General features: G+C 71.3%; 18 protein-coding genes. 10 read left to right on the forward strand and 8 right to left on the reverse strand.

The window, feature by feature from the left end:
• The first annotated feature begins 101 nt into the window (after positions 1-101).
• Together ddaH and STRBO_RS0128285 are read left to right on the forward strand one after the other, a co-directional pair.
• Positions 102-878: a dimethylargininase gene (ddaH, locus tag STRBO_RS0128280; RefSeq protein ID WP_005484661.1), complete on the forward strand. Its 777-nt coding sequence runs from the start codon at positions 102-104 to the stop codon at positions 876-878.
• Between the two features lie 224 nt (positions 879-1102).
• Positions 1103-2080: an acyl-ACP desaturase gene (locus tag STRBO_RS0128285; protein WP_005484663.1), complete on the forward strand. Its 978-nt coding sequence runs from the start codon at positions 1103-1105 to the stop codon at positions 2078-2080.
• A 136-nt stretch (positions 2081-2216) separates the two neighbouring features.
• Here STRBO_RS0128285 and STRBO_RS0128295 read toward each other — a convergent pair whose 3' ends face one another.
• The gene (locus STRBO_RS0128295) at positions 2217-3557 is read right to left on the reverse strand and encodes an SDR family NAD(P)-dependent oxidoreductase (protein WP_005484671.1); all 1341 of its coding nucleotides are present in this window, start codon (positions 3555-3557) and stop codon (positions 2217-2219) included.
• Between the two features lie 320 nt (positions 3558-3877).
• Complete coding sequence (locus STRBO_RS0128300) at positions 3878-4126, reverse strand: WhiB family transcriptional regulator (protein WP_028796893.1); 249 nt, start codon at positions 4124-4126, stop codon at positions 3878-3880.
• A gap of 232 nt (positions 4127-4358) precedes the next feature.
• On the opposite strand from STRBO_RS0128300, the gene STRBO_RS0128305 reads away from it, so the two are divergent.
• Both STRBO_RS0128305 and STRBO_RS0128310 read left to right on the forward strand, forming a co-directional pair.
• The gene (locus STRBO_RS0128305) at positions 4359-5150 is read left to right on the forward strand and encodes a VOC family protein (protein WP_005484675.1); all 792 of its coding nucleotides are present in this window, start codon (positions 4359-4361) and stop codon (positions 5148-5150) included.
• A 203-nt stretch (positions 5151-5353) separates the two neighbouring features.
• Complete coding sequence (locus STRBO_RS0128310) at positions 5354-6571, forward strand: glycoside hydrolase family 64 protein (RefSeq protein WP_020115195.1); 1218 nt, start codon at positions 5354-5356, stop codon at positions 6569-6571.
• On the opposite strand, the gene STRBO_RS0128315 is transcribed toward STRBO_RS0128310, so the two are convergent.
• Positions 6549-8495: a helix-turn-helix domain-containing protein gene (locus STRBO_RS0128315; protein WP_005484679.1), complete on the reverse strand. Its 1947-nt coding sequence runs from the start codon at positions 8493-8495 to the stop codon at positions 6549-6551. The two genes, STRBO_RS0128310 and STRBO_RS0128315, sit on opposite strands and share 23 nt — an antisense overlap.
• Positions 8496-8901: 406 nt before the next feature.
• On the opposite strand from STRBO_RS0128315, the gene STRBO_RS0128320 reads away from it, so the two are divergent.
• Positions 8902-9360: a hypothetical protein gene (locus tag STRBO_RS0128320; RefSeq protein WP_245170628.1), complete on the forward strand. Its 459-nt coding sequence runs from the start codon at positions 8902-8904 to the stop codon at positions 9358-9360.
• Positions 9361-9370: 10 nt separating this feature from the next.
• Here STRBO_RS0128320 and STRBO_RS0128325 read toward each other — a convergent pair whose 3' ends face one another.
• Together STRBO_RS0128325 and STRBO_RS0128330 are read right to left on the reverse strand one after the other, a co-directional pair.
• Positions 9371-10429 (reverse strand): LacI family DNA-binding transcriptional regulator, encoded by a 1059-nt coding sequence (locus tag STRBO_RS0128325; RefSeq protein ID WP_020115196.1) that lies wholly within the window; start codon positions 10427-10429, stop codon positions 9371-9373.
• A gap of 513 nt (positions 10430-10942) precedes the next feature.
• Positions 10943-11977, reverse strand: coding sequence for a multicopper oxidase domain-containing protein (locus STRBO_RS0128330; RefSeq protein WP_086016365.1), 1035 nt, complete (start codon positions 11975-11977; stop codon positions 10943-10945).
• 198 nt (positions 11978-12175) lie between these two features.
• Here STRBO_RS0128330 and STRBO_RS0128335 point away from each other — a divergent pair, with 198 nt between their 5' ends.
• The 3 genes from STRBO_RS0128335 to STRBO_RS0128345 all read left to right on the forward strand — a co-directional run bounded on the left by STRBO_RS0128335 (position 12176) and on the right by STRBO_RS0128345 (position 19102).
• Entirely contained in the window at positions 12176-14656 is a 2481-nt protein-coding gene (locus tag STRBO_RS0128335; protein ID WP_202500376.1) for a ThuA domain-containing protein, read from the forward strand.
• Positions 14656-16863 (forward strand): OmpL47-type beta-barrel domain-containing protein, encoded by a 2208-nt coding sequence (locus STRBO_RS0128340; protein WP_202500377.1) that lies wholly within the window; start codon positions 14656-14658, stop codon positions 16861-16863. The genes STRBO_RS0128335 and STRBO_RS0128340 overlap by 1 nt, the downstream gene beginning before the upstream one ends.
• A gap of 100 nt (positions 16864-16963) precedes the next feature.
• The gene (locus STRBO_RS0128345; protein ID WP_005484689.1) at positions 16964-19102 is read left to right on the forward strand and encodes a HEAT repeat domain-containing protein; all 2139 of its coding nucleotides are present in this window, start codon (positions 16964-16966) and stop codon (positions 19100-19102) included.
• Between the two features lie 36 nt (positions 19103-19138).
• On the opposite strand, the gene ligD is transcribed toward STRBO_RS0128345, so the two are convergent.
• Entirely contained in the window at positions 19139-20149 is a 1011-nt protein-coding gene (ligD, locus tag STRBO_RS0128350) for a non-homologous end-joining DNA ligase (RefSeq protein WP_005484690.1), read from the reverse strand.
• Positions 20150-20236: 87 nt separating this feature from the next.
• Here ligD and STRBO_RS0128355 point away from each other — a divergent pair, with 87 nt between their 5' ends.
• Entirely contained in the window at positions 20237-21313 is a 1077-nt protein-coding gene (locus tag STRBO_RS0128355; protein WP_005484692.1) for an ATP-dependent DNA ligase, read from the forward strand.
• A gap of 46 nt (positions 21314-21359) precedes the next feature.
• Here STRBO_RS0128355 and STRBO_RS0128360 read toward each other — a convergent pair whose 3' ends face one another.
• A complete protein-coding gene (locus STRBO_RS0128360) occupies positions 21360-22550 on the reverse strand; it encodes a zinc-dependent alcohol dehydrogenase (protein WP_020665623.1) in 1191 nt (396 codons plus the stop codon).
• A gap of 130 nt (positions 22551-22680) precedes the next feature.
• Between STRBO_RS0128360 and STRBO_RS0128365 the strand changes: the two genes are divergently transcribed.
• The gene (locus STRBO_RS0128365; protein ID WP_005484696.1) at positions 22681-23685 is read left to right on the forward strand and encodes a DUF3048 domain-containing protein; all 1005 of its coding nucleotides are present in this window, start codon (positions 22681-22683) and stop codon (positions 23683-23685) included.
• 2 nt (positions 23686-23687) lie between these two features.
• On the opposite strand, the gene STRBO_RS0128370 is transcribed toward STRBO_RS0128365, so the two are convergent.
• Positions 23688-24149 (reverse strand): MarR family winged helix-turn-helix transcriptional regulator, encoded by a 462-nt coding sequence (locus STRBO_RS0128370; RefSeq protein WP_005484697.1) that lies wholly within the window; start codon positions 24147-24149, stop codon positions 23688-23690.
• Between the last annotated feature and the right edge of the window lie 266 nt (positions 24150-24415).

Genomic DNA, 24415 nt, shown 5'->3' on the forward strand with positions numbered 1-24415 from the left:
GGCTCCGGTGGTTTTGTCCTCGTGCGCCGGGGCTGCATGATGGCGGACCGGCGTCGCTTCACGGGCGCCGGAAAACCGTCGTTCGATTCGGAGTCACCCACGTGCCCAGCAGGAAAGCCCTCGTCCGCCGTCCCAGCCCCCGCCTGGCCGAGGGCCTCGTCACGCACGTCGAACGCACCGAGGTGGACGTCGACCTCGCGGTCGAGCAGTGGGAGGCGTACGGGAAGGCCCTGCGCGACCACGGCTGGGAGACGATCGAGGTGGAGCCGGCCGACGACTGCCCGGACTCGGTCTTCGTCGAGGACACCGTGGTGATGTACAAGAACGTGGCCCTGATCGCGCGCCCCGGCGCCGAGTCCCGGCGGGACGAGACCGAGGGGATCGAGGAGGCCGTGGCCGCGCTCGGCTGCTCGGTGAACTGGGTCTGGGCACCGGGCACGCTGGAGGGCGGCGACGTCCTCAAGGTCGGCGACACCGTCTTCGTCGGGCGCGGCGGGCGGACGAACGCGGCCGGGGTGCAGCAGTTGCGGGCCGCGTTCGAGCCACTGGGCGCGCGGGTCGTCTCCGCGCCGGTGAGCAAGGTGCTGCATCTGAAGTCGGCGGTCACCGCGCTGCCCGACGGCACGGTCGTCGGGCACATCCCGAAGATGGACACGCCCTCGCTGTTCGGCCGCTTCCTGCCGGTGCCCGAGGAGGCCGGAGCGCATGTGGTGCTCCTCGGCGGCGACAAGCTGCTGATGGCGGCCAGCGCGCCGAAGACGGCGGAGCTGTACGCGGACCTCGGGTACGAGCCGGTCGTGGTCGACATCAGCGAGTTCGAGAAGCTGGAGGGCTGTGTGACATGCCTCTCGGTGCGACTGCGGGGGCTGTACGCCTGAGCAGGTGATCCCTTCACGCTTCCGGCCCCGGGACCTGCGGCTCCACGGGGCCTTCGGCACGCCCGACGAAGCCTTGCGCCACCCCGCTGATCAGCACTCTTTACAGCACTCTTAACCTACGGCATCGTAACCTACGGATTCGTAGCCTACGATGCCGTAAGTTCAGGCCACCCGCCCGTGGCCGGCAAGAAGACAAGCCCCCTGTTCGTCCCCCTGGAGCACTTGTGTCGATCACTTCTCCTCACCTCGGCAGCCCGTCCAGCGAATGGACCGACGCGCGCCTGCTGTACGCGCTGGAGGAGGTCGTCGAGACGGAACTGAACCGGCATCTCAAGGTCACCAAGAACTGGATGCCGCACGAGTACGTGCCGTGGAGCGACGGCCGCAACTTCCCCGGCTTCTTCGAGGACGGCGAGGCCTGGGAGAAGGGGCAGTCGAAGGTCACCGAGGTCGGCCGGATCGCCCTCGTGGTGAACCTGCTGACCGAGGACAACCTGCCGAGCTACCACCACGAGATCGCCACCCTCTTCGGCCGTGACGGCGCCTGGGGCACCTGGGTGCACCGCTGGACCGCGGAGGAGGGCCGGCACGGCATCGTGATGCGCGACTACCTGCTCGCCTCGCGCGCGGTGGACCCGGACAAGCTCGAAGAGTTCCGCATGTCCCACATGGGCGAGGGCTTCGAGTCGGACAACCGGCACTCGATGCTGCACACGGTCGCGTACGTCGCCTTCCAGGAGCTGGCCACCCGCGTCTCGCACCGCAACACCGGCCACCACTCCGGTGACCCCGTGTGCGACCGCATGCTGGCGCGCATCGCGGCCGACGAGAACCTCCACATGATCTTCTACCGGAACCTGCTGAAGGCCGCGTTCGAGTTCGCCCCCGACCTCACCATGCAGGCCGTCCGCGACGTCGTCGTGAACTTCCGGATGCCCGGCCACGGCATGCCCGGCTTCGAGCGCGCCGCCGCGCAGATGGCCATCGGCGAGGTCTACAACATGCGCATCCACCACGACGACGTCCTCGCGCCCGTCATCCGCTTCCTGAAGATCATGGAGATCGACGGCCTCGGCCCCGAGGGCATGAAGGCCCAGGAGGAGCTCGGCCTCTACATGGGCGGGCTCGACGCGGAGGCCCGCAAGTTCGACGAGAAGCTCGCGGCGCGCAAGGCGCGGATGGCGGCTCGCGCGGGGGCCTGACGGACACGGTCCGGGCCGCACGGGTGGGGCAGGGGCGGGGCGGGGCGGATTCGAACCGACGTGTTCCGGTTCTGGAGACCGGCGCGCCTGCCTCTGCGTTACGACCCCGCCTTGCGGGCCACCCCAGCCCTGTGGCTCACCACTCCGCCTCCCGGTAGTCCTTGAGGAACACACCCGACACCGGGTCGCCCGCCTCGCCGCGCACGATCGGGTCGTAGACGCGGGCCGCGCCGTCGATGATGTCGAGCGGGGTGCGAAAGCCTGCGCCGGCCATGCGCTGCTTCTTCGGGGCCGGGTTCTCGTCGGTGATCCAGCCGGTGTCGACGGCGCACATGTGCACGCCCTGGTCGGCCAGTTCGGCCGCGCTGGTGCGGGTGAGCATGTTGAGCGCGGCCTTCGCCATGTTGGTGTGCGGATGGCCTGCGGTCTTGTTGCGCACGGCGAAACGGCCCTCGACGGCCGTCACGTTGACCACGTACCGGCGCCGGCGCGGCCCGGTGAGCAGCAGCGGCAGCAAGCGGTCGCACAGGAGCGCCGGGGCGAGGGAGTTGACCAGCTGGGTCTCCAGAACCTCCGCCGGGTCGAGTGCACCGAGCCGCGTCGACCAGGAGTTCTCCGGCGAGGGGTCGGGCAGCAGCCCGGCCTCGTCGGCCTCGCGCAACGCGACGGGCAGCGCGGCGGCCCCGTCCGGCAGCATCCGCAGCGGCGTGAACCCGGGTGCCTGGCGCGCTCCTTCGGGCAGCGCGTCGAACTCCCCGCCGGCCAGCAGCGCGTACGACTCCGGTGGCCGCCGTACCGTCTGGGCCGCGTTGTTCACCAGGATGTCGAGCGGCTCGCCCTCCTGGCGCAACTGCTCGCACAGGCCCAGCACCTGGCGCGGGTCCCGCAGATCGACGGCGACGACGGTCAGCCGGTCGAGCCACTTCTCAGCTCCGGGTTCGGCCCGGAAGCGGCGTACGGTGTCGTGCGGGAAACGGCTGGTGACGAGCAGGTCGGCGCCGTCGCGCAGCATCATCAGCGCCAGCTGGAAGCCGATCTTCACCCGGCCGCCGGTGAGCAGGGCACGGCGGCCGCTCAGGTCGGTGCTCAGAGCGCGTCGCGCGGTGTTGTCGGCGGCGCATCGCGGGCACAGCCGGTGGTAGAAGGAGTCGACCTGTCGATACGACGTCTTGCAGACATAGCAGTGCCGCGCCTTGTGGAGCACTCCCCCGCCGCCCGCCGCCGCTTGTGACAGCGGGGCGTCCTCGCGCCGCGAGGGGGCTCCCGTGGCGGTCGCGGCCATCACGGCGGCGTCCGCGGCGGACTTCTCGGCGCTGAGCGCCGTACGCCGCCGCTTCCATCCGTCGCGTGCGAAGGACGCGGCGACCCGCTCGGTCCTCAGCCGCACGGGGTCGTCCACGGGCAGCGCCCGCAGCCTGCCGACCGTACGGTGAAAGGCCGCCAGCTCCTCCTCGGTGATCCCGCCGCTCTCGCCCATGCGTGCCCCCGCCCGCGTGCCCGTGCCCCGTACCGCTGTCCCGGCCGCACCCACGCGGCCGTCGGACCCGTGGCACGGCCGGGCACCGCGGAAGGTGTCGAGCGCGGTGCGGACGGCCGGATTCGTACCGGGGTTTCGCCCTGCGGAGGCGGTGCGACCGTCTCCGCGCCACCTTTCGAACCGCGCCTGCGGATCCTATGCGACCGCCCGGGACGGGACCTACCGCTTTATCTCCGACCGGCTCACGCCGACGGGCGGTTCGCCTGCGGTCCGACGAGGATCGGGGCAGTGGGGGTGAGCGGGGGTTCCGGTGTCGTGGGTCAGCCGTTCTCGGCGCGCCGGAGCCGTAGCCTCTCCTTCTCGGACAGCCCGCCCCAGACGCCGAACCGCTCGTCGTGGGACAGGGCGTACTCCAGGCATGCGGTGCGCATCTCGCACATCCCGCAGATGCGCTTCGCCTCGCGCACCGAACTGCCGGGCTCGGGAAAGAAGAAGTCGGCCCCCGTCTGCGCACACAGCGCGCGCTCCTGCCAGGCGCTGTCGATCGGGGTGATCGTGTCGTAGTGCATGCGCAGCATCGTGCCGCGCGCCGAAAAACGTTCGATCAACGCGGCATCAACACGACGGTCCGGGCCTGCCATGGTCCCCGAGGCGGTGGAGCGACGCACGACGGCGCGCTGAGCGAGGCCCACGGGGAACGACGCCCTCGGCCGTGACGCGAGGCGGGCGATCGTCCCTGGACGGTGCCAGACTCGGCAGTACAGGACATGGGCCCTCGCACCCCCTCGGAGGAGCACGGCAATGCTCACCACCCGTTACGTCACCGGCGCCCCGAACTGGATCGACCTCGGCACCCCCGACATCGAGGGTGCCGCCGGCTTCTACCAGGATCTCTTCGGCTGGCAATTCCGGCCGGCCGGACCCGACATGGGCGGCTACGGCTTCTTCCAGCTCGACGGCCGCACCGCCGCGGCCGGTATGCAGAACCCGCCGGAACAGGGCCCCTCGTCCTGGAACGTCTACTTCCGGACGCCGGACGCCGAGGCCACGGTCAAGGCGGTCGAGCAGGCTCACGGCGCGGTGCTGCTGCGGCCCATGGACGTCGCCGACGAGGGCCGCATGGCGATCCTCGCCGACCGGGCGGGGGTTCCCTTCGGGGTCTGGGAGCCCCGTGGCAACAAGGGCCTCGACGTCGTCACCGACCCGGGCGCGCTGTGCTGGCTGGAGCTGCACACCCCGGACCTGCCCGCGGCCGCCGGGTTCTTCAACTCGGTGTTCGGCTGGGAGACCTCCGCGATCGACGCCGGCGGCGGCAGCTACACCTGCGTGAGCCCGTCGGGGACCGAGCCGAGTGCCATGTTCGGCGGCATCGTCCCGCTCGACGAGGACCGGGGCGAGGAGGAGTCCGCAGCGCACTGGCTGCCGTACTTCGAGGTCCCGGACCCGGACGCGGTGGTGAGCAGGACGCGGGAGCTGGGCGGCGGCGTCCATGCGCCCGCCACGGATCTCGCGGGCGCGGGGCGCTTCGCCCGGCTCGCCGACCCGTACGGGGCACGGTTCGCGGTGATCCGGAGCGAGCAGCCGCAGGGCTGATTCCCGCCCGTCGTCAGGTGCTCCGCCCGGATACCGGGTCCGGACGCCGTTCGGCCTGTCGTCATCTCATGAAGACACGAAAGTCTTGAGAGCGCTCTCAGTCATAAGTCTTGACGGCTCAACTTCCCCTGGGAACAGTGGGGGAACCACAGCAGGGGCCCCGTCCGCTGTGCCTCCACTCCCCCACGTCCCAGGAGGCCACCGTGATCTCCCGCCGTATCTTCCTGTCCACAACCGCAGCCGCCGTCGGCACGACCGCCCTCGGCGGCGCTCTCGGCACACCCGCCCAGGCCGCGCCCGCGACCTGCCAACTCGCCCTGCGCAACGCCTCGTTGCCGGGCACGGTCCGGGCCTACGTCACCGGGCACGAGCAGGCGACGGGCGCCTGGCTGCTGCTGCGGGCCGACGGGGGTGTCTACCGGCCCACCTCGCCCTCCGCGCCGCAGACACCGCTGCCGGTCGACTGCGCGATCCCGCTCGGCCCGGCGGGGTCGGCCCCCACAGTGCTGACGCTGCCTCAGATGTACGGCGCCCGCGTCTACTTCGTACGCGACAGCACCCTGCAGTTCTTCCTCAACCCGGGTCCGGCGCTGGTCGAGCCCGCCTTCGCGACGCCCGCCGATCCCAATTACGGCAAGACGTGGTCGTTCTGCGAGTTCACCTTCAACTCCACGCAGCTGTTCGCCAACATCAGCTACGTCGACCTGGTGACGGCCCTGCCGATCGGGCTGACGCTGGAGGGCGACCGCACGCACACGGTCGCCCCGCTGCCCGACGGGGCGGTGGACCGGATCGCCGCCGATCTGGTGGCGCAGTCGGCGCGGGCCGCCCAGCCGTGGGACCGGCTCGTCATCCGGGGCGGCGACGGCAAGGTGCTGCGCGTCATCTCACCGCAGAACCTGATGGCGCCGTACTTCGACCGGCCCGACCTGATGCCGTTCCGCGCCTACTGGAACTCCTCCATCGACCAGGTGTGGCAGAAGTACCGGGGGACGGACCTGCGGATCGACCTCCAGGGCGGGCGGGGCGTCCTCGCCGGCCGCGTCTCCGGCGACACGCTCACCTTCGCCGGCGGCCACTCGTTCACCAGACCGACCTCGAAGGACATCTTCACCTGCAACCACGGCCCCTTCACCAACAACCCCGGTGATTCCGACACCAAGAAGGCGCTCCTCGCCCGTCTCGCCGCCGGATTCAACCGTTCGATCATGCTCACCCACCCCACACAGCCGAACGGGACGACGACGGCCGACTACTACCGGGGGACCGTGACGAACCACTGGTCACGTGTGGTGCACGCCAACTCGCCCATCGGGTACGCCTTTCCGTACGACGACGTGCGCCCCGACGGCCAGCCGGACGTGTCGGGCGCGGCCCACGACGGCAACCCCCGCCGGTTCACGGTGACGGTGGGCGCCTGAGCGCTTCGCCGCGATCGCCCCTGCCCACGGGCCGGGGCGGTTCGCGGCGCACCGGCGTATAGCCCACCGGGCGTTGTTCGAGGAGGACCGGCTGCTCGGTGATCCTGATGGTGTCACCGGGCCGGACGGCGGTCACCGTGCCGTCGAGCCGGTGCACGAAGGCGAGGCCCGGTTCGGACGTGGTCATGGCGGTGCCGGAATCGGTCCAGCGGACGGTGGCCTCGTGACTCGGCCCGGACTCGGTCACGGTGAACCTGCATTCCCACACGTTGGCGCCGAGGCCCGAGGCCAGACCATGGCCGCAGGAGTGGATCCGGGCGTGGGCGAGCCATCGCTGCAGCTGCTCGACCGCCAGTGCCGCCCGGGTCGGCGCGCCGCCCTCGGCCTGCAGCACGACGGGGATCTTGGTGCCGCCCCAGTTGTAGAAGTACATGCGCTCGACGTTGGCGTCGCGGGCGTACAGCCCCACGAGGTAGAAGCGCACCGCGTAGTCGGCGGCGCGACGGCGGCTCAAGGGCTTCTGCAGGGGGATCTCGTACATGGTGCCGGTGTTCCACAGGCGTGGATGGACCCCGGCGCGGTGCAGGATGCGGTCGACGGTGCGGGTGAGCGCGAGCATGGTCTCCGGAGGATCGGAGGCCGTGCGCTGGTAGAGCTTGACGCCCGCGACGTCGCAGTGCCGGTATCCGCCGAGTTCCGCGAAGCGCTCAAGGACGTGGACGGCCTCCGGCTCCCACAGGCGCCCCATGCCGGGGCACACGACGGTGGCTTCCGGATCGGCGGCCCGGATCGTCCGGCCGGCTCTGCGGACCATCTCGACCAGCGTCTCCACGCTGCCGTTGTAGAACCGGGAGTCGTTCGCCAGCACCCACAACTCGTAGGCCTCGATGCGGCCTTGATAGCGCCGCACGAGGGCGCTCACGAAGGCGTCCCAGTCGGCGAGGCGGTCGGGCGGCGCGGCCCGGGAACCGTCGGCGTAGGGGCCGACCGGGCCGTTTGGACTCGCCCATCGCGGGGTGCCGCCCATGACGAACAGCGCGGGCAAACCGGCCCGTTCGGCACCGTCGACCAGCCGGTCGAGGACGTCCCAGTCGAACTCGCCGCGCCGGGGCTGGATGTTCGACCAGCGCGTGTCGCTGTCCCAGAGACGCACGGCACCCGTCCGGAACGACGGCATGGTGCCCGTGGTGCTGTTGATGGTGACGCCGAAGAGGGTGGACCGTACCGGTGCCGGGGCGCTCACCCAGGCGGGCCCGGGTATCCACTGTTCCGCCCTCCGGGGCGAAGTACCGTGCAGGGTGGGGCCGCTGCTCGTCGCCGTCATGGCCACCAGAAGGGTCACCAACGCGGCCGAGAGCGCGAACAGCAGCGAGCGTCCGCCGGGTCTTCGCGTACCGTCGGCGGGCCGCACGGCCGGCACGGGCCGGGCTCGTGGTGCGGATGGTGAGAGCGGCGGCGTGCTCGGGGGCGGACCGGTGGTGGGAGAGTCCGCTTCGGCGGGGGCGCCGACGAGGGCGGTGGCGGGGACGCCGGGCTGCTCGGGTGCCGCGAGGGCGCCGGCCGGGAGGTCGGCCGGGACGTCGGCCGGGGCATGGTCCGGAACGTGATCCGGGGAGTCGGCCGGGACGGGGTCCGGGGTGTGGACCGGGGTGTGGACATGGACCGGGACTTCGTCCGGGGCGCAGGACGCGGCCATCCACAGCCGGTACAGCTCGGCCATCTCGGCCTTGCCGGCGTTGCATGTCTTCGCTATGCGCTCGATCGTGGCGAAATCCGGCGGCACGATCTGTCCGGTGCAGTACCGGTACACGGTGGACTTGCTCGCACGGACGCCCTGGCCGATCCGCTGATAGCTGTGGCCACTGCGTTGCTTGAGGTCTTCGAGGAGGGCCCCGAGCTGCTTGCGATGCGACGCCTCGGCCATGCGGTTCCCCTGGTCTTCTGCCACAGCATCGGTCTGATACCGGGCTGCCCCCCAGCAGCCGTGCGCACAGTATGCGCCACCGTCGAACGCCGGTTCGCCACGACAGAACCCGTCCGACGGCGTACCCAGGTCGTGCGCCGAGGCCGCCCACTCCGGCGGAGGCGTTCCAGCGCTCGGCGTTCTCCCAGTACAGAGCGTGGACCGCGTTCCAGGCGTGCCAACTTGCCCTGCCCCTCTTGTCCTTCGGTTTCCGGCCACCGAAGATCTTCCTCGCCGGGCGAACCGGTGACGGGGGACACGCACCACGGCACGCTGCCGCGCTGACGACACCTGCACCCGTCCGTCCCGAGCGGGGACTCTGCGGAACGTGCCGCAGGACGCCGGGACATCCAGGGAGGGAATCCTGTTGAGGAAAGGCTTCGTATACGCGGTGCTGGTCACCGTGGCCGCAGCGTCGATGAATCTGACCACGTTGACCGGTCCGGCGGCGGCTGACACCTGTCCGACCCCGGGGTGCGGCGGTGAGGTCGACAACAACACCAACACCTACCTGTCGATCTCCAACTGCTGGGCGGACTCCTACGGCACCTGGGAGAACGGCGACAACCTGCCGTGCCACGGCAACCCGGTGCGGGTCGGCAACATGGAAAAGGCGCGGGTCTGGCTGTCCCCCGGGCAGCGGGAGGACAACTACTCCTACTTCTACGACACCGATGCCGTGAGGTTCCCGAAGGACTGCAAGACCTACTACCACTGGTGGGGCCAGTCGCGGGAAGCGAAGTCGGAGGACCGCCGTGGCAAGGACGCCATCTGGCGGAAGATCACCAGCGCCGACCACTTCTACTTCGACCGGGTCGTCTGCTGAGCCGGGGCTCCTAGGCGGAGGCGCGTCGTACCAGCGTGGTCGGGAGGACCACGCTGGTCGGCGCGCCGACCAGTTTCTGGCCCCCCTGTTCGCCGGCGACTCGCCGCTCCAGCCCCCGCAGCAGCAGCCGGGCCATCAACCGGCCCATCTCCTCGATGTCCTGACGGACCGTCGTCAGCGGCGGATCGGAGTGCTCGGCCACCGGCAGCATGTCGTCGAAGCCGACCACGGCGACGTCCTCGGGCACCCGCCGCCCCCGCTCCCGCAGCACACGCAGCGCCCCGGCCGCGGACACATCGTTGGCGGCGAACACCGCGTCCACCTCAGGACACCGGTCGAGCAGTGCCCGCATCGCGCGCTCCCCGCCCGCCGGGGTGAAGTCGCCCTCGACGATCAGCCGGGGGTCGGCGTCCACCATGACGTCCCGGAACCCGTCGAGCCGGTCCACCGCGGAGGTCTGGTCGACAGGCCCGGTGATGTGGGCGATCCGGGTGCGGCCGAGGCCGACGAGATGGCGTACGGCGTCCCGGGCGCCGCCCCGGTTGTCGCTGTCGACGTACACGGTGGGGGTGTCGCCGCGCGAGCCGTCCGCCCAGCCGGGCCGGCCGCCGAACACGGTCGGGACGCCGGCGCCCCGGATCAGGCCCGGCAGCGGGTCGTCGAGGTGCAGCGAGAAGACGAGCGCCCCGTCGACGTGCCCGCCGGCGAGATACCGGCCCACGCGCGCGTAGTCCTCCGGGCCCTCGGTGAGCAGCAGGACGAGCTGGGAGTCGTGTGCGGTCAACTCCTTGCTGATGCCCCGGAGCTGGAGAGCGAAGAAGGGGTCGGCGAAGACCCTGGTCTCCGGTTCGGCGATCACCACAGCCACCGCGTCGTGCCGCCGGGTGACGAGGCTGCGGGCCGCCTGGTTCGGTACGTAGCCGAGTTCGTCGACCGCCCTGCGCACCCGCTCGACCAGCACTTCCCGTACGCCCTCGCCCCCGTTCACCACCCGCGAGACCGTCGCCCTGGACACCCCGGCCCGCGCGGCCACGGCCTCCAACGTGGGGCGCGACGCTGTCTCGGTCACTTGGGAACTCTCCTCCGGGGCGGGTGCGCTCAGGATAGCCCCGGAGGGGGTCGTTGAGAGCGCTCCCTGATCATCGGCCGGTGCCCCGAAATCCCGTTGTGCGCGGGGTCGTCACTCGGTCGAGGATCCTCGGATGACCATGAGAAAGGCCCATGAGGGCTGAGCGCCTGTCCCCGTACGCCCGCCCCCCGCGCGCGTACCGCGATCTGCACCTCCGGCACAGCACGGTCGACGCCTTCGGCGGCGCCCACCGGCTGCTGACCGAGCACGCGAATCCCCCGGCGCCGTACGACGCCCTGGTCGTCACGGTCACGGACGGCTGCTCCCGCGCGGCGTGGCTCGGCCCGGTGCCGGCCCGTTTCCCGCGGCTCGGCTCAGCTCGGCTCCCTCCCGGACGGCGGCTTCGTCGTCGCCTACCGTCCAGGAGGAGCCGTACGTCGAGCGGTTCGCCTTCGAGGTCGAGGCGTCGTAGGGCGCGAACCGTTGCGGGCGGGCGGCCGACCTGCCCCTCTGTCAGTGGTCGTGCGCGGCCCCGGTCGAGCCGGACCCGCCCGCCGTGTCCAACGCCCCCGGATCGACGGCCACGTGCGGCTTGTGCGGCTCGTACCCCGGAATCGTGCCGTCCGTCCTGCGGACCAGGAACAGGCCCGCCATGCCCATGTCGGAGTGGCTCTGGACATGGCAGTGGTACATCCAGGCGCCCGCCCCGACCCCCTCGCCCGCGATGATCTGGAAGCCGAAGGAGTCGGCGGGTCCGACGATCTTGTTGTCGATGACCTGGCTGGGGTCGTCGGGGCCGGTGAGCATGCCGGTGCGGTTGTCGGCCCAGCGGTGACCGTGCATGTGGAAGGTGTGGTAGTACTCGCCGTGCGTGATGACGACGAACTCGACGCGGTCACCGACGGTGGCGTCGAAGTCGGGGCCGGTGTGGGCGGGCTTGTTGTTGATGCGCAGGTCGTTGAAGACGACGGTGACGGTCTTGTCGGGCAGCACATCGCCCTTGCGGCGGACGACGACCGGGCCGTAGAGGCCCTTGCGGACGCCGCCCGTGCCGTGTGCGGTGCCGACGGCGTGGTCGTGGTAGTGCCAGTAGCCGGCGCTGCCCGCCCGCCAGGTGCCGTCCGGACGGGCGCCGGGGGCGTGGGTGCGCCAGGTGTAGGTACGGGTGCCGCCCGGCTCGACGTCGCTCCTGTTCAGCTTGGTGCCGTCGCTGGACGCCTCGTAGTCGAGGCCGTGCACATGCAGACTCGCCGCCACGTCCATGGTGTTCTCGAACTCGATGTGCAGCGTGTCGCCCTCGTTGAGCTCGATCAACGGGCCCGGTATGGAGGCCTTGCCCTTCTCGAAGCCGTAGCCCATCTGCCCGTCGGACAGCTTCTCGGCGTACATCTTGATGTGCTTGACCTCGCCGCCCGCCGGAGCCGTCCTCGCCCGTCCGGCGGCGCTGGCGGCCTCGGGGGCGGTGACGGTCTCGATGGCCACGGACAACGATGTCGCGGCGGCCGCGCCGCCCAGCAGCACCCGCCGGCTGAACCCTCGTCTGCCCATCGCGTCCATGCGGAACTCCCCATGCTCATACGGATTTGCGGAGACGCGCCTGTGATCAACCTGTGTGACGGTAGCGGCACCCCAGCGGTTTCTCCACACCCAGGACAAAGTTCGCACCATTCCGGTCATAGGTCTTGGCGAGCCGCGCAAATGGGGGCTAGCTTCCATGGCGCTGTTGCTGTGACCGAGGAGGTGCCCATGTACTTACGAGGGTTGAGCGACACCAAGAGACGGGCCTGGGCGGCCACACTGACCGCTTCGGTCGTCACCGCGGGGCTCCTGTCGGGCCCCGCGGCCCACGCGGGCCAGGCGCCGGAACCGCCGCTGACAACGATGTCGATCACGTCGCCGCCGGGCGGGTCCGGACCCCGGGTGCTGATCTTCCACGGCTCCGCGGCGGCCGGGGACGAGTCGCCCGTCGTGAACGCCGGGATCGAGGCGATCGAGCGGATCGGCCTGTCGGGTCCGGCCTCCGAACGGTTCGGGGTGGTCGCCACGGGTGACGCCTCCGTCTTCACCGACGAGGACCGGCTGAGCGGATTCAACGCCGTCGTCTTCCTCACCGGCGGCGGTGACGTCCTCGACCCCGAACAGGAGGCGGGGCTGGAGACCTACATGGAGGCGGGCGGCGGTTTCGTCGGCGTCCATGACGCGGCCCGCGCCGAGCCGTACTCGGACTGGTTCACGGGACTGATCGGAGCCCGCCCGGCCGCGTCGAGCCCGGCGGGCGTACAGCGGGCGACCGTCGAGGTGGGCGACCGGCGGCATCCGGCCACCAAGGATCTGCCCGTGCAGTGGAAGCGGCCGGACAAGTGGCTCAACTGGACGAAGAACCCGTCCGGCACGGTGCACACCGTGGCCCGGGTCCGCGAGTCCACGTACCAGCCGGGATCGAGCGCCAACGGCTGGGACCACCCGGTGAGTTGGTGCCGTGACTACGACGGCGGCCGATCCTTCTACACCGCCATGGGCGGGACCGTCCAGGCGTACGACGAGACGGACTTCCGTACGCACCTGCGCGGCGCCCTGCTGTGGACCTCCCGCCTGGCGCGGGCCGACTGCAAGGCCACCATCGACGCCAACTACAAGGCCGAGCGGCTGACCCGGCCCAACCAGCCGGGGCAGAACGACCAGATCGGCGAGCCGCACGGCCTGGTCACCGCGCCCGACGGACGGGTCCTCTACATCGGCCGGGGCGGCGCCGACTCGTCCAAGCCCGTGGTCACCGACTGGAACAACCCCGACATCGGCAAGGGCAAGGGCGAGATCCACGTCTACGACCCGAGAACCAAGCAGGTCACCCTCGCCGGCGCGCTCACCGTCTTCGGCAACAAGGGGGGCGGCGACGAGCTGATCAAGGTCGAGGAAGGGCTGCTGGGCATCGAGCTGGACCCGGGCTTCCAGCACAACGGCTGGGTGTATCTCCACTACACCCCCCACTCCCGCATCGACCGCGAGACCCGCACGGCCGAGCGCCGCGTCTCCCGCTTCACCCTCGACCTCACGACGAACAAGCTCGACCTGGCCGGCGAGAAGACCCTGCTCACGTGGCCGGTGCAGATCCACAGCTGCTGCCACGCGGGCGGCGGGATGACCTGGGACTCCAAGGGCAACCTGTACATCGCCACCGGGGACAACAACTCCAGCGGGTTCAGCGGTGGTTACTCGGGCAACAACCCCGAACCGAACTACAGGGGCCTCTCGTTCGCCGACGCCCGCCGCACCGCCGGCAACACCAACAACCTCAACGGCAAGATCCTGCGCATCCACCCGGAGCCCGACGGCACCTACACCCTGCCCGCGGGGAACCTCTTCACCGGCAAGGAGACCGCCGAGGGCGGCGGCAAGACCCGCGGTGAGATCTATGTGATGGGCGTCAGGAACCCCGCGCGGATCTTCGTCGACCGGCAGACGGACGTCCTCTACGCCGGCTGGGTCGGCCCGGACGCCGGCGCGCCCTCGACGACCTGGGGCCCGGCGAAGTACGACACCTTCGCCGCCATCACGGAGGCCGGCAACCGGGGCTGGCCGTACTGCATGGGCAACAAGCAGCCCTACCGGGACCGTAGTCTGCCGGACCCGTCCAAGCCGCTGGGCTGGTACGACTGCGACCACCCGAAGAACGAGTCCCCGAACAACGACGGGCTCGTGAACCTGCCCCCGGTGACCGGCAACAACATCTGGTACTCGCCGCAGGGAGGCGCCCCCGACTTCCCCCGGGACGCCGGCGGCCTGCCCTCGTACAAGAACGAGGAGGCGACGTACCTGCTGCCGTGGCTCAAGGGCGGCGGCCAGGCCACGATGAACGGACCGGTCTACCGGTACTCCGCTTCCGGTGACAACTCGGCGCGCTGGCCCGCCTACTGGGACGGCAAGTGGTTCGTCGGCGACTTCTACGACGCCGACCAGCCGCGCCACGCGGTGGTCATGGACCCGAAGAACCAGGGCAGCGGCGGACTCCCGGTCCACGCGGAGTCGCTGAAGAAGATCGTGCCCGTCGGGGCCGAAGGCATCAGGAACCTCATGGACTGGAAGTTCGGACCGGACGGCGCGCTGTACGTCCTCGACTACGGACGCGGGTTCTTCACCTCGGACGCCAAGTCGGCGCTGTGGCGCATCACCTACACGGGCGGCGGTCCGACGCCCGCGGCCGACGAACTGGCGAGGAAGGCGGAGTGATGCGGGCTAGACACGTGTGGGCGGCCCTGCTGGCGGCCCTGCTGATGGTGCTCGGGCTCACCTCGACGCCCGCGTCCGGCCGCGCGGGGCAGGCACCGGCTCCGGACGCGGCCGTCCAGGTGCTGACCTGGACCGCCGGTGACGACATCACCAAGTACCTGACCGTCCCGCAGACCGCGGTGGCGGGCCCCACCACCATCGTCTTCGAGAACAGCAGGGCGACCGGCAACACCATGGGGATGCCGCACACCCTGACGTTCGACGTCTCCGACCCGGAGTACAACAACGACGTCCCGCTCAACATCCTGGCCAACCCCGGCGACGACCAGGGTGGCCGGCACACCACCGAGGTCACGCTCACCCCCGGCCGCTACCGGTACTACTGCACGATCCCCGGGCACGGGCAGATGCAGGGCATCCTCGTGGTGACGGAGGGCACCGGCGAGGACACCACCGCGCCTCAGACATCGGCCGAGGTCGCCGGGACGCGCAACGCGCAGGGCGCGTACGTCGGTTCGGCGTCGGTGACGGTGAGGGCGACCGACACGGGCGGCTCCGGGGTCGAGCGGGTCGAGTACGCGGTCGGCGACGACGGCGCCTGGCTGCCGTACACCACGCCCGTGGTGATCGACCGGGTCGGCACGCACAAGGTCCGCTACCGCGCGATCGACAAGGCGGGCAACACGGCGGCCGAGAAGAACGTCGGGTTCACGGTCGTGGCACCGCCGACGGACGACACGACCGCGCCGGAGACCTCGGCGACGGTGGCCGGCGAGAAGAACCCGCAGGGCGACTACGTGTCCATGGCGACCGTCACCGTCACCGCCTCGGACACCGGATCGGGCGTCAACACCATCGAGTACGCGCTCGGCGACTCGGGGGCCTGGCAGCCGTACTCCGCCCCCGTGATGGTGCACGAGGCCGGCACGCACAAGGTGCGGTACCGGGCCACGGACAGGGCGGGCAACGTCGCGGCCGAGAAGAACGTCTCCTTCACCGTCGTCGCCCCGCCCGCCGCCGACACCACTCCCCCGGTGACGGGCGTGACCGTCGAGGGTGAACGGAACTCCGCCGGCGCGTACCTCAGGAGCGCGAAGGTCACCGTCAGCGCGACCGACCACGGCGGTTCGGGTGTCGCCGCGGTCGAGTACGCGCTGGACGGCGGCCCCTATCTCGCCTACGCCGCGCCCGTGGTGGTCGACCGGGCGGGCACCCACACGGTGACCTACCGGGCGAGCGACAAGGCGGGCAACACGGCCGCCGCGCGGTCGGTGAGCTTCACCGTCGTCGCGGGCGGCGGGGTTCCGGCCCCCAACTGCGCCGAGTACGACGAGCGCTCGACGGTCTTCGTGGGCACGGTCGACTCGGGTGTGCCGAACCGGGTGACCGACAACCGGTGCCGCATCAACGAGCTGATCGAGGACGAGAAGGAGTGGACGTCCCACGCCCTGTTCCTGAAGCACGTGGACACCGTCCTCGACAAGTTGTTCAGGGGCGGGGTCGTCGACCTGCGCGAACACACCGCCGTGCGGGAGGCGGCGGCGGAGTCCGGCATCGGCAAACCCGGCCAGACCGAGGGCTACCGCACGATCCTCGACGGCACGGCCGAGTCGTTCGCCAGGTGGCAGCAGGTGGGCGGCGGTTCGTTCGAGCGGAACGCCGACGGCTCCATCACCTCCGGCACCACGAAGGCCGGGCTCGGCATGCTGTGGTTCCCCGAGCGGAAGTACGGCGACTTCTCGCTGCGCCTGCAGTGGCGCGACGACGCCCCCGGCACGGGCAACGCCAACTCCGGTGTGTTCGTCCGCTTCCCCGGGGTCCACGACCACCCGGAGGAGTCACGGCCGGAGTGGGTGGCCATCAAGTACGGCCATGAGGTGCAGGTCTTCGACCGGCCCGACGGCGACATGTACAAGACCGGGTCGGTCTACGGCTTCGACCGGGTGGGGCTCGCCGGCGCGGGCGTCACCCAGAAGGGCACCTGGAACGACTACGAGATCCGCGTGGTCGACCAGCACTACTCGGTCTTCCGCAACGGCGTCCTGATCAACGAGTTCGACAACACCGGCGGCCAGGACTTCGCCCCGCCCCGCGCGGACGACCCGGGCACCGACGGGCGCCGGTTCGCCTCCGGCTACCTCGGCCTCCAGGTGCACGGCACGACGGACGTCGTCTCCTACCGCGACGTCAGGATCAAGGAACTGTAGGGACGCCCGGGACCACTCCGGCCCGGCCCGTTGTCAGTGGCGTACGGCAAGCTGTGATCAGTGGCCGCCGTACGCCACTGCTGTGCGACGGGGAGGCTTGGTGCTCACGGGGATCGACGACGTCGACTGGGCGTCGCTGGGGCATGCGTACACCGATTCGGCGACGGACGTACCGGACCTGCTGCGGGGCCTGGCGTCGGACGACCCCGCCGAGCGGGACATCGCGCTGGACGGCATGTACGGCGCGGTGCACCACCAGGGGGACGTCTACGGCAGCACCGTGGCGTGCGTCCCGTTCCTGTTCGAACTGGCCGCGTGGGAGGGACTCGCCGACCGCGCCGCGATCGTGTATCTGCTGTGCAGCATCGGGGGCGAGGAGAAACCCGATCCGGAGGAGATAGGCGGTCTCTTCGAGGACGAGGAGGAGGACGCGGCGTACGTCCAGCCGTACCTGGACGCCTGGGAGGGGGTCCGGGCGCGTGCGGACGCCTTCCACGGGCTGCTGGCCGACCCGGACGCGGAGGTGCGCGCGGCGGCCGCCGAGGCGCTGGCCCAGCTGCACCCCGATCCGGTGCGGGCCTTCGCCTCGCTGAGCGCGCGACTGCCCCACGAGCCGCATCCGGAGGCACAGCGGGCTCTGGTGGACGCGGTCGGGGAGCTGGCCGTCAGGCACGGGGAGCGCCTGGCGGAGGAGGCGGGGCCCGTGTTGGAGGCGGTGGCGCAGTCGACCGACCGCGTCCCCGACGCACGGCTGAGCGCTCTGGATCACCTGGCGCGCAGCGCCCCGGACCGGCTGCCCGAGAACACCGCCGAGATCGCCATCGAGGTGATGCGGCACGCCCACGAGCGGAAGGCGGCCGCCGCCGGGACGGTCCGGCCCCCGGACGAGCGCCCCCGGACGGACACCCTGGTGTCGCATCTGCGCGAGCTGGAGGCCACGCGTCGCACGGAGGCCGACCACGACGACGAGACCCCCGACATCCTGCGGAGGCTCCATCGCGGTCTCAAGGACCGGACCGACATACGGTTCCCGCTGCTGCTGGACCAGCTCGGCAGCCCGGACCGGGAGCAGCGCATGCGGGCCGTCGCCATGTGCGGAGAGGTGCTGCGGGGGTGGCGGGCCCCGGACGACGAACCGGTCATCGCGCTCGCCCGGCAGCTTCGCGAGCCCGAACTCGCGCTGTGCCGGGCCGCGCTCGGGCAACTGCGCACGCTCGCTCCGATCAGCCGTGTCGTGACCGACGACGTGGTGGACTTCCTCACGGAGTTCGCGGAGCGCCGCAGAGGCGACGAGAACGGTCTGTCCTGGGACGACATGGCGTTCGGCAGGGCCATCGACCTGCTCGCGCTCCAGGGCGACGAGCGCGTGGCGAACGCGGTGCGGTCCGTGGTGGGCCGGCTCCCCGAGCTGCCCCCGCATCTCGAACGGTGGCTCGGGGCTTTCGACCGCGAGACCGCCGCCGAGCTGGGCCCCGTGCTGCACGAACGGCTCACCGCGCTCGGACCGGACGACCGGAGCACCGACGGGGACCGGCTCGTCGGCGCCCTGGGCCTGATCGCCCACGCCGAGTCGCTGGACCTGCTCGTCGATCGGCTCCGCGCGGGCGGGGACAGCCGGACGACCCGGTGGTGCGTGCTGCGGGCCCTGTCCCGGTACGGCGAGGCGGCGGCCGAAGCGGCGCCGCTGCTGCGGGAGTTGACCCATGGCGCCGGGTCCCCCGACACCCGTCTGGCGGCGGCCCATGCCCTGTGGGCGACGACAGGGGACACCGCGACGACACTGCCGGCCCTGCGGACCGGTCTGGAGTCCGACGACGCCTCCAGTCGTGACATCGCCCTGCGGCTGCTCGGCACCCTGGGTCCGGCGGCGGCGCCCCTGAGCGACCTCCTGCGCGCGACGCAGGGGACCGCACGTGCGGCGGTCACCCTCTGGCAGGTGACGGGCGACATCGACGCGGCGCTGCCCCGCCTCCTCCACCACTGGACCGCCGACCCGGGGTCCCGGCCGTCCCTGGCCGCCTGTCTCACCGGGATGGGCGCCGCCGCGGCACCGGCGCTCCCCCTGCTCCGGGCGGAGCTGGCGTCACCACGCCGCCATCACCACGACGGGTCGGCCGATCCACGCCAGGACATCACCGCCGACGAGGAGCTGCTGCGGGACTGCCGTCGGACGGTGGCCGCCCTGGAGCGCGACGCGGAGACCGACCCGGAGACCGACGCGGGGCGGAGCACCGGGTGACCGACCGGGTGCGGCGGCAACGACCCCGTCCGCGTCTCACGCCTTCCTGGCCCTGCTCGGCTGCACCCGCTTCGGCTCGCCCGGCATCTTCGGGTACTCCGGCGGATACGGCAGATCCCCGAGCCCGTGGTCGTGTTCGTCCCGCGCCGCCAGCTCCAGCAGCGCTTCCAGGGAGAAGGCGTGCTCGTCCATGTCGGCGTGGACATCGCCGACCTCCGCGAAGCGCGCCGGCATCGTCCCCAGGTCGAAGTCGCGGGGCACGGCGACGCCGACCTCGTCCCAGGTGAGGGGTGCGGAGACGGGCGCGTGCGGGTGGGGGCGTACGGAGTAGGCGGAGGCGATGGTGCGGTCGCGGGCGGTCTGGTTGTAGTCGACGAAGATCTTCGCGCCGCGTTCCTCCTTCCACCAGGCCGTGGTCACCTGTTCCGGCATCCGGCGCTCCAGTTCGCGGGCCACGGCGATGGCCGACCGGCGCACCTGGGTGAACGTCCAGTCGGGCCGGATCGGCACGAAGACGTGCAGGCCGCGGCCGCCGGAGGTCTTGGGCCAGCCGCGCAGCCCGCCGTACTCGTGCAGGACCTCGCGCAGTTCGTGCGCGGCGCGTACCGCGTCCGCGTAGTCGGTGCCGGGCTGGGGGTCGAGGTCGATACGGAGTTCGTCGGGGCGGTCGACGTCGTCGCGGCGGACCGGCCACGGGTGGAAGGTGAGCGTGCCGAACTGCGCGGCCCACACGACGGCGGCGACCTCGGTGGGGCACATCTCGTCGGCACTGCGGCCGCTGGGGAAGGTGATGTGGGCGGTGGGGATCCAGTCGGGCATGTTCTTGGGAGCCCGCTTCTGGAAGAAGTTCTCGCCCGTCACCCCCTCCGGGTAGCGCTCCAGCGTGGTGGGCCGGTCGCGCAGGGCCCGCAGGATGCCGGGTCCCACGGCGATGTAGTAGCGCGCGAGGTCCAGCTTGGTGAAGCCGCGCTCCGGGAAGAAGATCTTCCCCGGGCTGGACAGCCGTACCGTCCGCCCCGCCGCCTCCAGCTCCACCGCTTCGCCCATGCGAGCCACGGTAGGCGGAACGGAAGAAAGCCGCATACCGGGTGCATCCGCCGCGCGACACCCGCACCGCGGTCGCAGAATCGGAGCATGGATCTTCCGGTGATGCCGCCCGTGAAACCGATGCTCGCCAAGTCCGTGGCGACGGTCCCGCCGGACATGCACTACGAGGCGAAGTGGGACGGGTTCCGGGCGATCGTGTTCCGTGACGGGGCCGAGGTAGAGATCGGCAGTCGCACGGGGAAGACGCTGACCAGGTATTTTCCCGAGCTGGTGGAGGCCCTGCGGGAGCGGCTGCCGGAGCGCTGTGTGATGGACGGCGAGGTCGTGATCGTGCGGGGCGGGCGGCTGGACTTCGACGCCCTGACCGAGCGCATCCACCCCGCCGCCTCGCGCGTGAAGATGCTGGCGGAGACGACGCCGGCCTCCTTCGTGGCCTTCGACCTGCTCGCCCTGAACGACGAGTCGCTGCTCGACGTGCCGCTCACCGACCGCCGCGCGCTGCTGGAGCTGGCCCTGTCCCGTGCGACGGCCCCGGTCCATGTGGCTCCGGCGACCACGGATCGCGAGCTGGCCGAGCAGTGGTTCGAGCAGTACGAGGGGGCGGGCCTGGACGGGGTGATCGCCAAGCCGCTCGATCTGCGCTACCGGCAGGACGAGCGGGCGATGTTCAAGATCAAGCACGAGCGGACGGCGGACGTGGTGGTCGCGGGCTACCGCTTCCACAAAAGCGGGCCGGTGGTCGGCTCCCTGCTCCTGGGCCTCCACGACGACGACGGCGCCCTCCAGCACATCGGCGTCTGCGCGGCCTTTCCCATGAAGCGGCGCGCGGAGCTGGTGGACGAACTGGAACCGTGGCGCCTGGAGGATGTCCGTGAGCACCCCTGGGCCGCCTGGTCCGAGGAGGCCGCGCACGAGACGGCCCGGCTGCCGGGGGCCCCGAGCCGATGGTCGGCGAAGAAGGACTTCTCCTGGGTACCGCTGCGGCCCGAGCGGGTGGCCGAGGTCGCCTACGACCACATGGAGAACGGCGTCCGCTTCCGCCACACGGCCCGCTTCCGCCGCTGGCGCCCGGACCGCACGGCGCAGAGCTGCACGTACGGGCAGCTGGAGGAGCCGGTCACCTACGACCTGGCGGAGATCCTCGGCCCCGGCACCGGGCCCTGACGGGCGGCCGCGGCGCCGGGCGCGTCGCGGGCGGGGACGGCCCGTATCAGGGCTCCATCACGACCTTGATCGCCCCGTCCTCCTTGCGCTGGAACATCTCGTACGCGTGCGGTGCGTCGCTCAGCGGCACCCGGTGGGTGGCGAAGTCGTCGACGCCCAGGGGGTCGCCGTCCGTGAGGAGGGGCAGGATGTCGTCGGTCCAGGTGCGGACGTTCGCCTGGCCCATGCGCAGCCGGATCTGCTTGTCGAACATGGTGAGCAGCGGCAGCGGGTCGACCTTGCCGCCGTAGACGCCGGAGAGGGAGATGGTGCCGCCGCGTCGTACGAGGTGGATGGCCGTGTAGAGGGCGGCCAGCCGGTCCACGCTGAAGTGCTCGGCGACGCGCGCGCCGAGCGCGCGGGGGAGGTGTCCGGCCGTGTTCTGGACGAGCCGGGCCGCCGCGCTGCCGTGGGCCTCGGTGCCGACGGCGTCGATCACCGAGTCGGGTCCGCGTCCGGCGGTCCGGTCCTGGACCGCGCCGACCAGGTCCTTCTCGTTCTCGTAGTCCCGGAGGTCGAACGTCTCGACGCCCCGCTCACGTGCCCGGCGCAGCCGCTCGGGCACCAGATCGACCCCGAACACCTGCTCGGCACCGCGCTCCAGGGCCACCCGGCAGGCCATGTCCCCGATGGGGCCGAGGCCGAGCACGGCGACGCTGCCGCCGGGCGGGATGTGCGCGTACTCGACCGCCTGCCAGGCGGTGGGAAGGACGTCGGAGAGATACAGGAACCGGTCGTCGGACGGCCCGTGCGGCACCTTGATCGGCCCGAACTGGGCCTGCGGGACGCGCAGGTACTCGGCCTGGGCACCCGGCACGGCACCGTACAGCCGGGTGTATCCGAAGAGGGCCGCACCCATGCCCTCGCCGCTGCACTGGGTGGTCTCGCACTGGGTGGGGAGTCCGGTGAGACACATCCAGCAGGCACCGCAGGCGATCTGGAACGGCACGACCACCCGGTCCCCGACCGCCAGGTCGGGCACGCCGGCGCCGACCTCCTCGACGATGCCCATGGGCTCGTGCCCGAGGATGTCGCCCGGCGTCATGAACGGGGTGAGCACCTCGTACAGGTGCAGGTCGGAGCCGCACAGCCCGGTGGACGTGATCCGGATGATCGCGTCCGTCGGCTCCTGGATCACCGGATCGGGCACGGTCTCCACGCGTACGTCCCGTTTGCCCTGCCACGTCACTGCCTTCATCGCGCCCACACTCCGTTCCCTGCATCGGTCAGCAAGTTCCGCACGGGTACCCGACGCCTCCTCGCCGAACCAGTCAGAAACGAACCGGTATGGCCATTCATCAACGGATAAGCGCACAATCGAAGACACTATGGACGGAACGAGCACGGTACAGGGAAGACCACGCGCGCGGCGGGCGGGGCGTCGCGCGCGGACGGGGGCGCTGCTCTCCGCCCTGGCCGCGGCCGCGCTGCTGGCGGGGTGCACGGTGACCGGGCCGGACGGCGACGACGGACGAGGGCGGAGCGACGGCGGCCGGGACGACCGGACGAGCGCGCCGCCCGTGGGCTCCGTCCTCGCGGTGAAGATCGACAACGCCTCCGCCGCCCGTCCCCAGACCGGCCTCGACACCGCCGACATCGTCTACGCCGAGCAGGTCGAGGGCGGTCTCAGCCGCCTGATGGCCCTCTACGCGACGACGTTCCCGGAGAGCGTCGGCCCCGTGCGCAGCGCCCGCGAATCCGATCTGGAGCTGCTGCGTCAGTTCGACGAGCCGACCCTGGCCTTCTCGGGCGCGCAGGGCAAGCTCCTTCCGCTGATCGACCGGGCGCCCCTGCACGCGAAGACTCCCGGGGACGCCGAAGGCGCGTACTTCCGCGGCGACGAGAAGCCGGTCCCGCACAACCTGTATCTGCGCCCGAAGGAACTGATCGACCCCCCACCCGGCGCCGAAGCCCTGACCACCGGCTTCCGCTACGGCCCCCTCCCCGACGGCGGCACGCCCGAGGACTCCCGCACCGTCCGCTATCCGGCGGCCCGCTTCACCTTCGCCTGGTCGCAGGAGAGCCGTCGCTGGGAGGTCTCCATGGACGGCACCCGGGCGGTCACCACCGACGGCACCCGGGTCGCCCCGGCCACGGTCGTGGTCCAGCACGTGACGATCCGCGAGTCCCGCTTCCACGACTATCTGGGCAACAACACCCCGTACACGCAGACGGTCGGCTCGGGCCGGGCGGAGGTCCTGCGGGACGGCCGGGTCTTCGACACCCGCTGGGAGCGGAGGACCCCGGCGGACGGCACGGCCTTCACGACGGCGGACGGCAAGCCGATGCCCTTCGCGCGGGGCCAGGTGTGGGTGGTGTACGCGAAGGCGTGAGGCTACCGGGCGCCCGGCGGCTCGGCCGGGCTGCGCAGTTCCTCGGCCGCGTCGGCGACCCGTCGTATCAGCCGGAAGAACATGTCCTGCTCGTCCGGCGACAACGGTGCCAGGAACACCTGGTTCATCCGGGCCGTCCGCACCGTGAGCCTGCGGTGCGTCCGCACGCCGTCCTCCGTGAGCCGGAGCAGGAAACGCCGCCCGTCCTGCGGATCGCGCACCTTGTCGAGCAGGCCCCGGCGCCCGAGCCGGCTGATGACCTCGGACATGGTCGAGCGGTCGAGCCCCACCCGCTCCCCCACCGAGCGCTGGTCGAGCCCCGGCTCGGCGACGAGGGTGTTGAGGACCGCGAACTGCGGCGAGGTGATCTCCTCGGAGACCATCACGTTCCACAGCAGGTAGTGGGCCTGTTGCAGCCGTCGGGCCAGGTGCCCGGGGTGGGCGGAGAGGTCCACCGCGGCCATGTTCGCTCCTCGGCTCGGATGAGTCGGACACTGTGCGTCGGACGAGTCGGACCGTGCGCGCCACCGTCCGTGGGTCACCGACGGCGATGCGTACGTGCGTGACGATTCGTCCGTGCACGGCGATGCGTACGTGCACTGCAATTTGTACGTGCACGGCAATTCGTACGTGCACGGAATAATATCCGCCATCCGGCAGAGCCTGTCCAGATCCGCGCACACACGTGACACGGTCGTCCCACCAGGCCTTGACGAGGCGACCGACGAGT

The sequence above is a fragment of the Streptomyces bottropensis ATCC 25435 genome, assembly GCF_000383595.1.
GTDB classification, from domain to species: Bacteria; Actinomycetota; Actinomycetes; order Streptomycetales; family Streptomycetaceae; genus Streptomyces; species Streptomyces bottropensis.

Bases quoted from the DNA above. Each gene is read 5' to 3' on its own strand.
- STRBO_RS0128315 (WP_005484679.1), bottom strand. From the start codon at position 8,495: ATGGCCGAGGCGTCGCATCGCAAGCAGCTCGGGGCCCTCCTCGAAGAC.
- STRBO_RS0128300 (WP_028796893.1), bottom strand. From the start codon at position 4,126: ATGCACTACGACACGATCACCCCGATCGACAGCGCCTGGCAGGAGCGC.
- STRBO_RS0128370 (WP_005484697.1), bottom strand. From the start codon at position 24,149: ATGGCCGCGGTGGACCTCTCCGCCCACCCCGGGCACCTGGCCCGACGG.
- STRBO_RS0128295 (WP_005484671.1), bottom strand. From the start codon at position 3,557: ATGGGCGAGAGCGGCGGGATCACCGAGGAGGAGCTGGCGGCCTTTCAC.
- STRBO_RS0128365 (WP_005484696.1), top strand. From the start codon at position 22,681: ATGGACGGAACGAGCACGGTACAGGGAAGACCACGCGCGCGGCGGGCG.
- STRBO_RS0128340 (WP_202500377.1), top strand. From the start codon at position 14,656: ATGCGGGCTAGACACGTGTGGGCGGCCCTGCTGGCGGCCCTGCTGATG.
- STRBO_RS0128355 (WP_005484692.1), top strand. From the start codon at position 20,237: ATGGATCTTCCGGTGATGCCGCCCGTGAAACCGATGCTCGCCAAGTCC.
- STRBO_RS0128360 (WP_020665623.1), bottom strand. From the start codon at position 22,550: ATGAAGGCAGTGACGTGGCAGGGCAAACGGGACGTACGCGTGGAGACC.
- STRBO_RS0128330 (WP_086016365.1), bottom strand. From the start codon at position 11,977: ATGGGCAGACGAGGGTTCAGCCGGCGGGTGCTGCTGGGCGGCGCGGCC.
- STRBO_RS0128335 (WP_202500376.1), top strand. From the start codon at position 12,176: ATGTACTTACGAGGGTTGAGCGACACCAAGAGACGGGCCTGGGCGGCC.
- ligD (WP_005484690.1), bottom strand. From the start codon at position 20,149: ATGGGCGAAGCGGTGGAGCTGGAGGCGGCGGGGCGGACGGTACGGCTG.
- STRBO_RS0128305 (WP_005484675.1), top strand. From the start codon at position 4,359: ATGCTCACCACCCGTTACGTCACCGGCGCCCCGAACTGGATCGACCTC.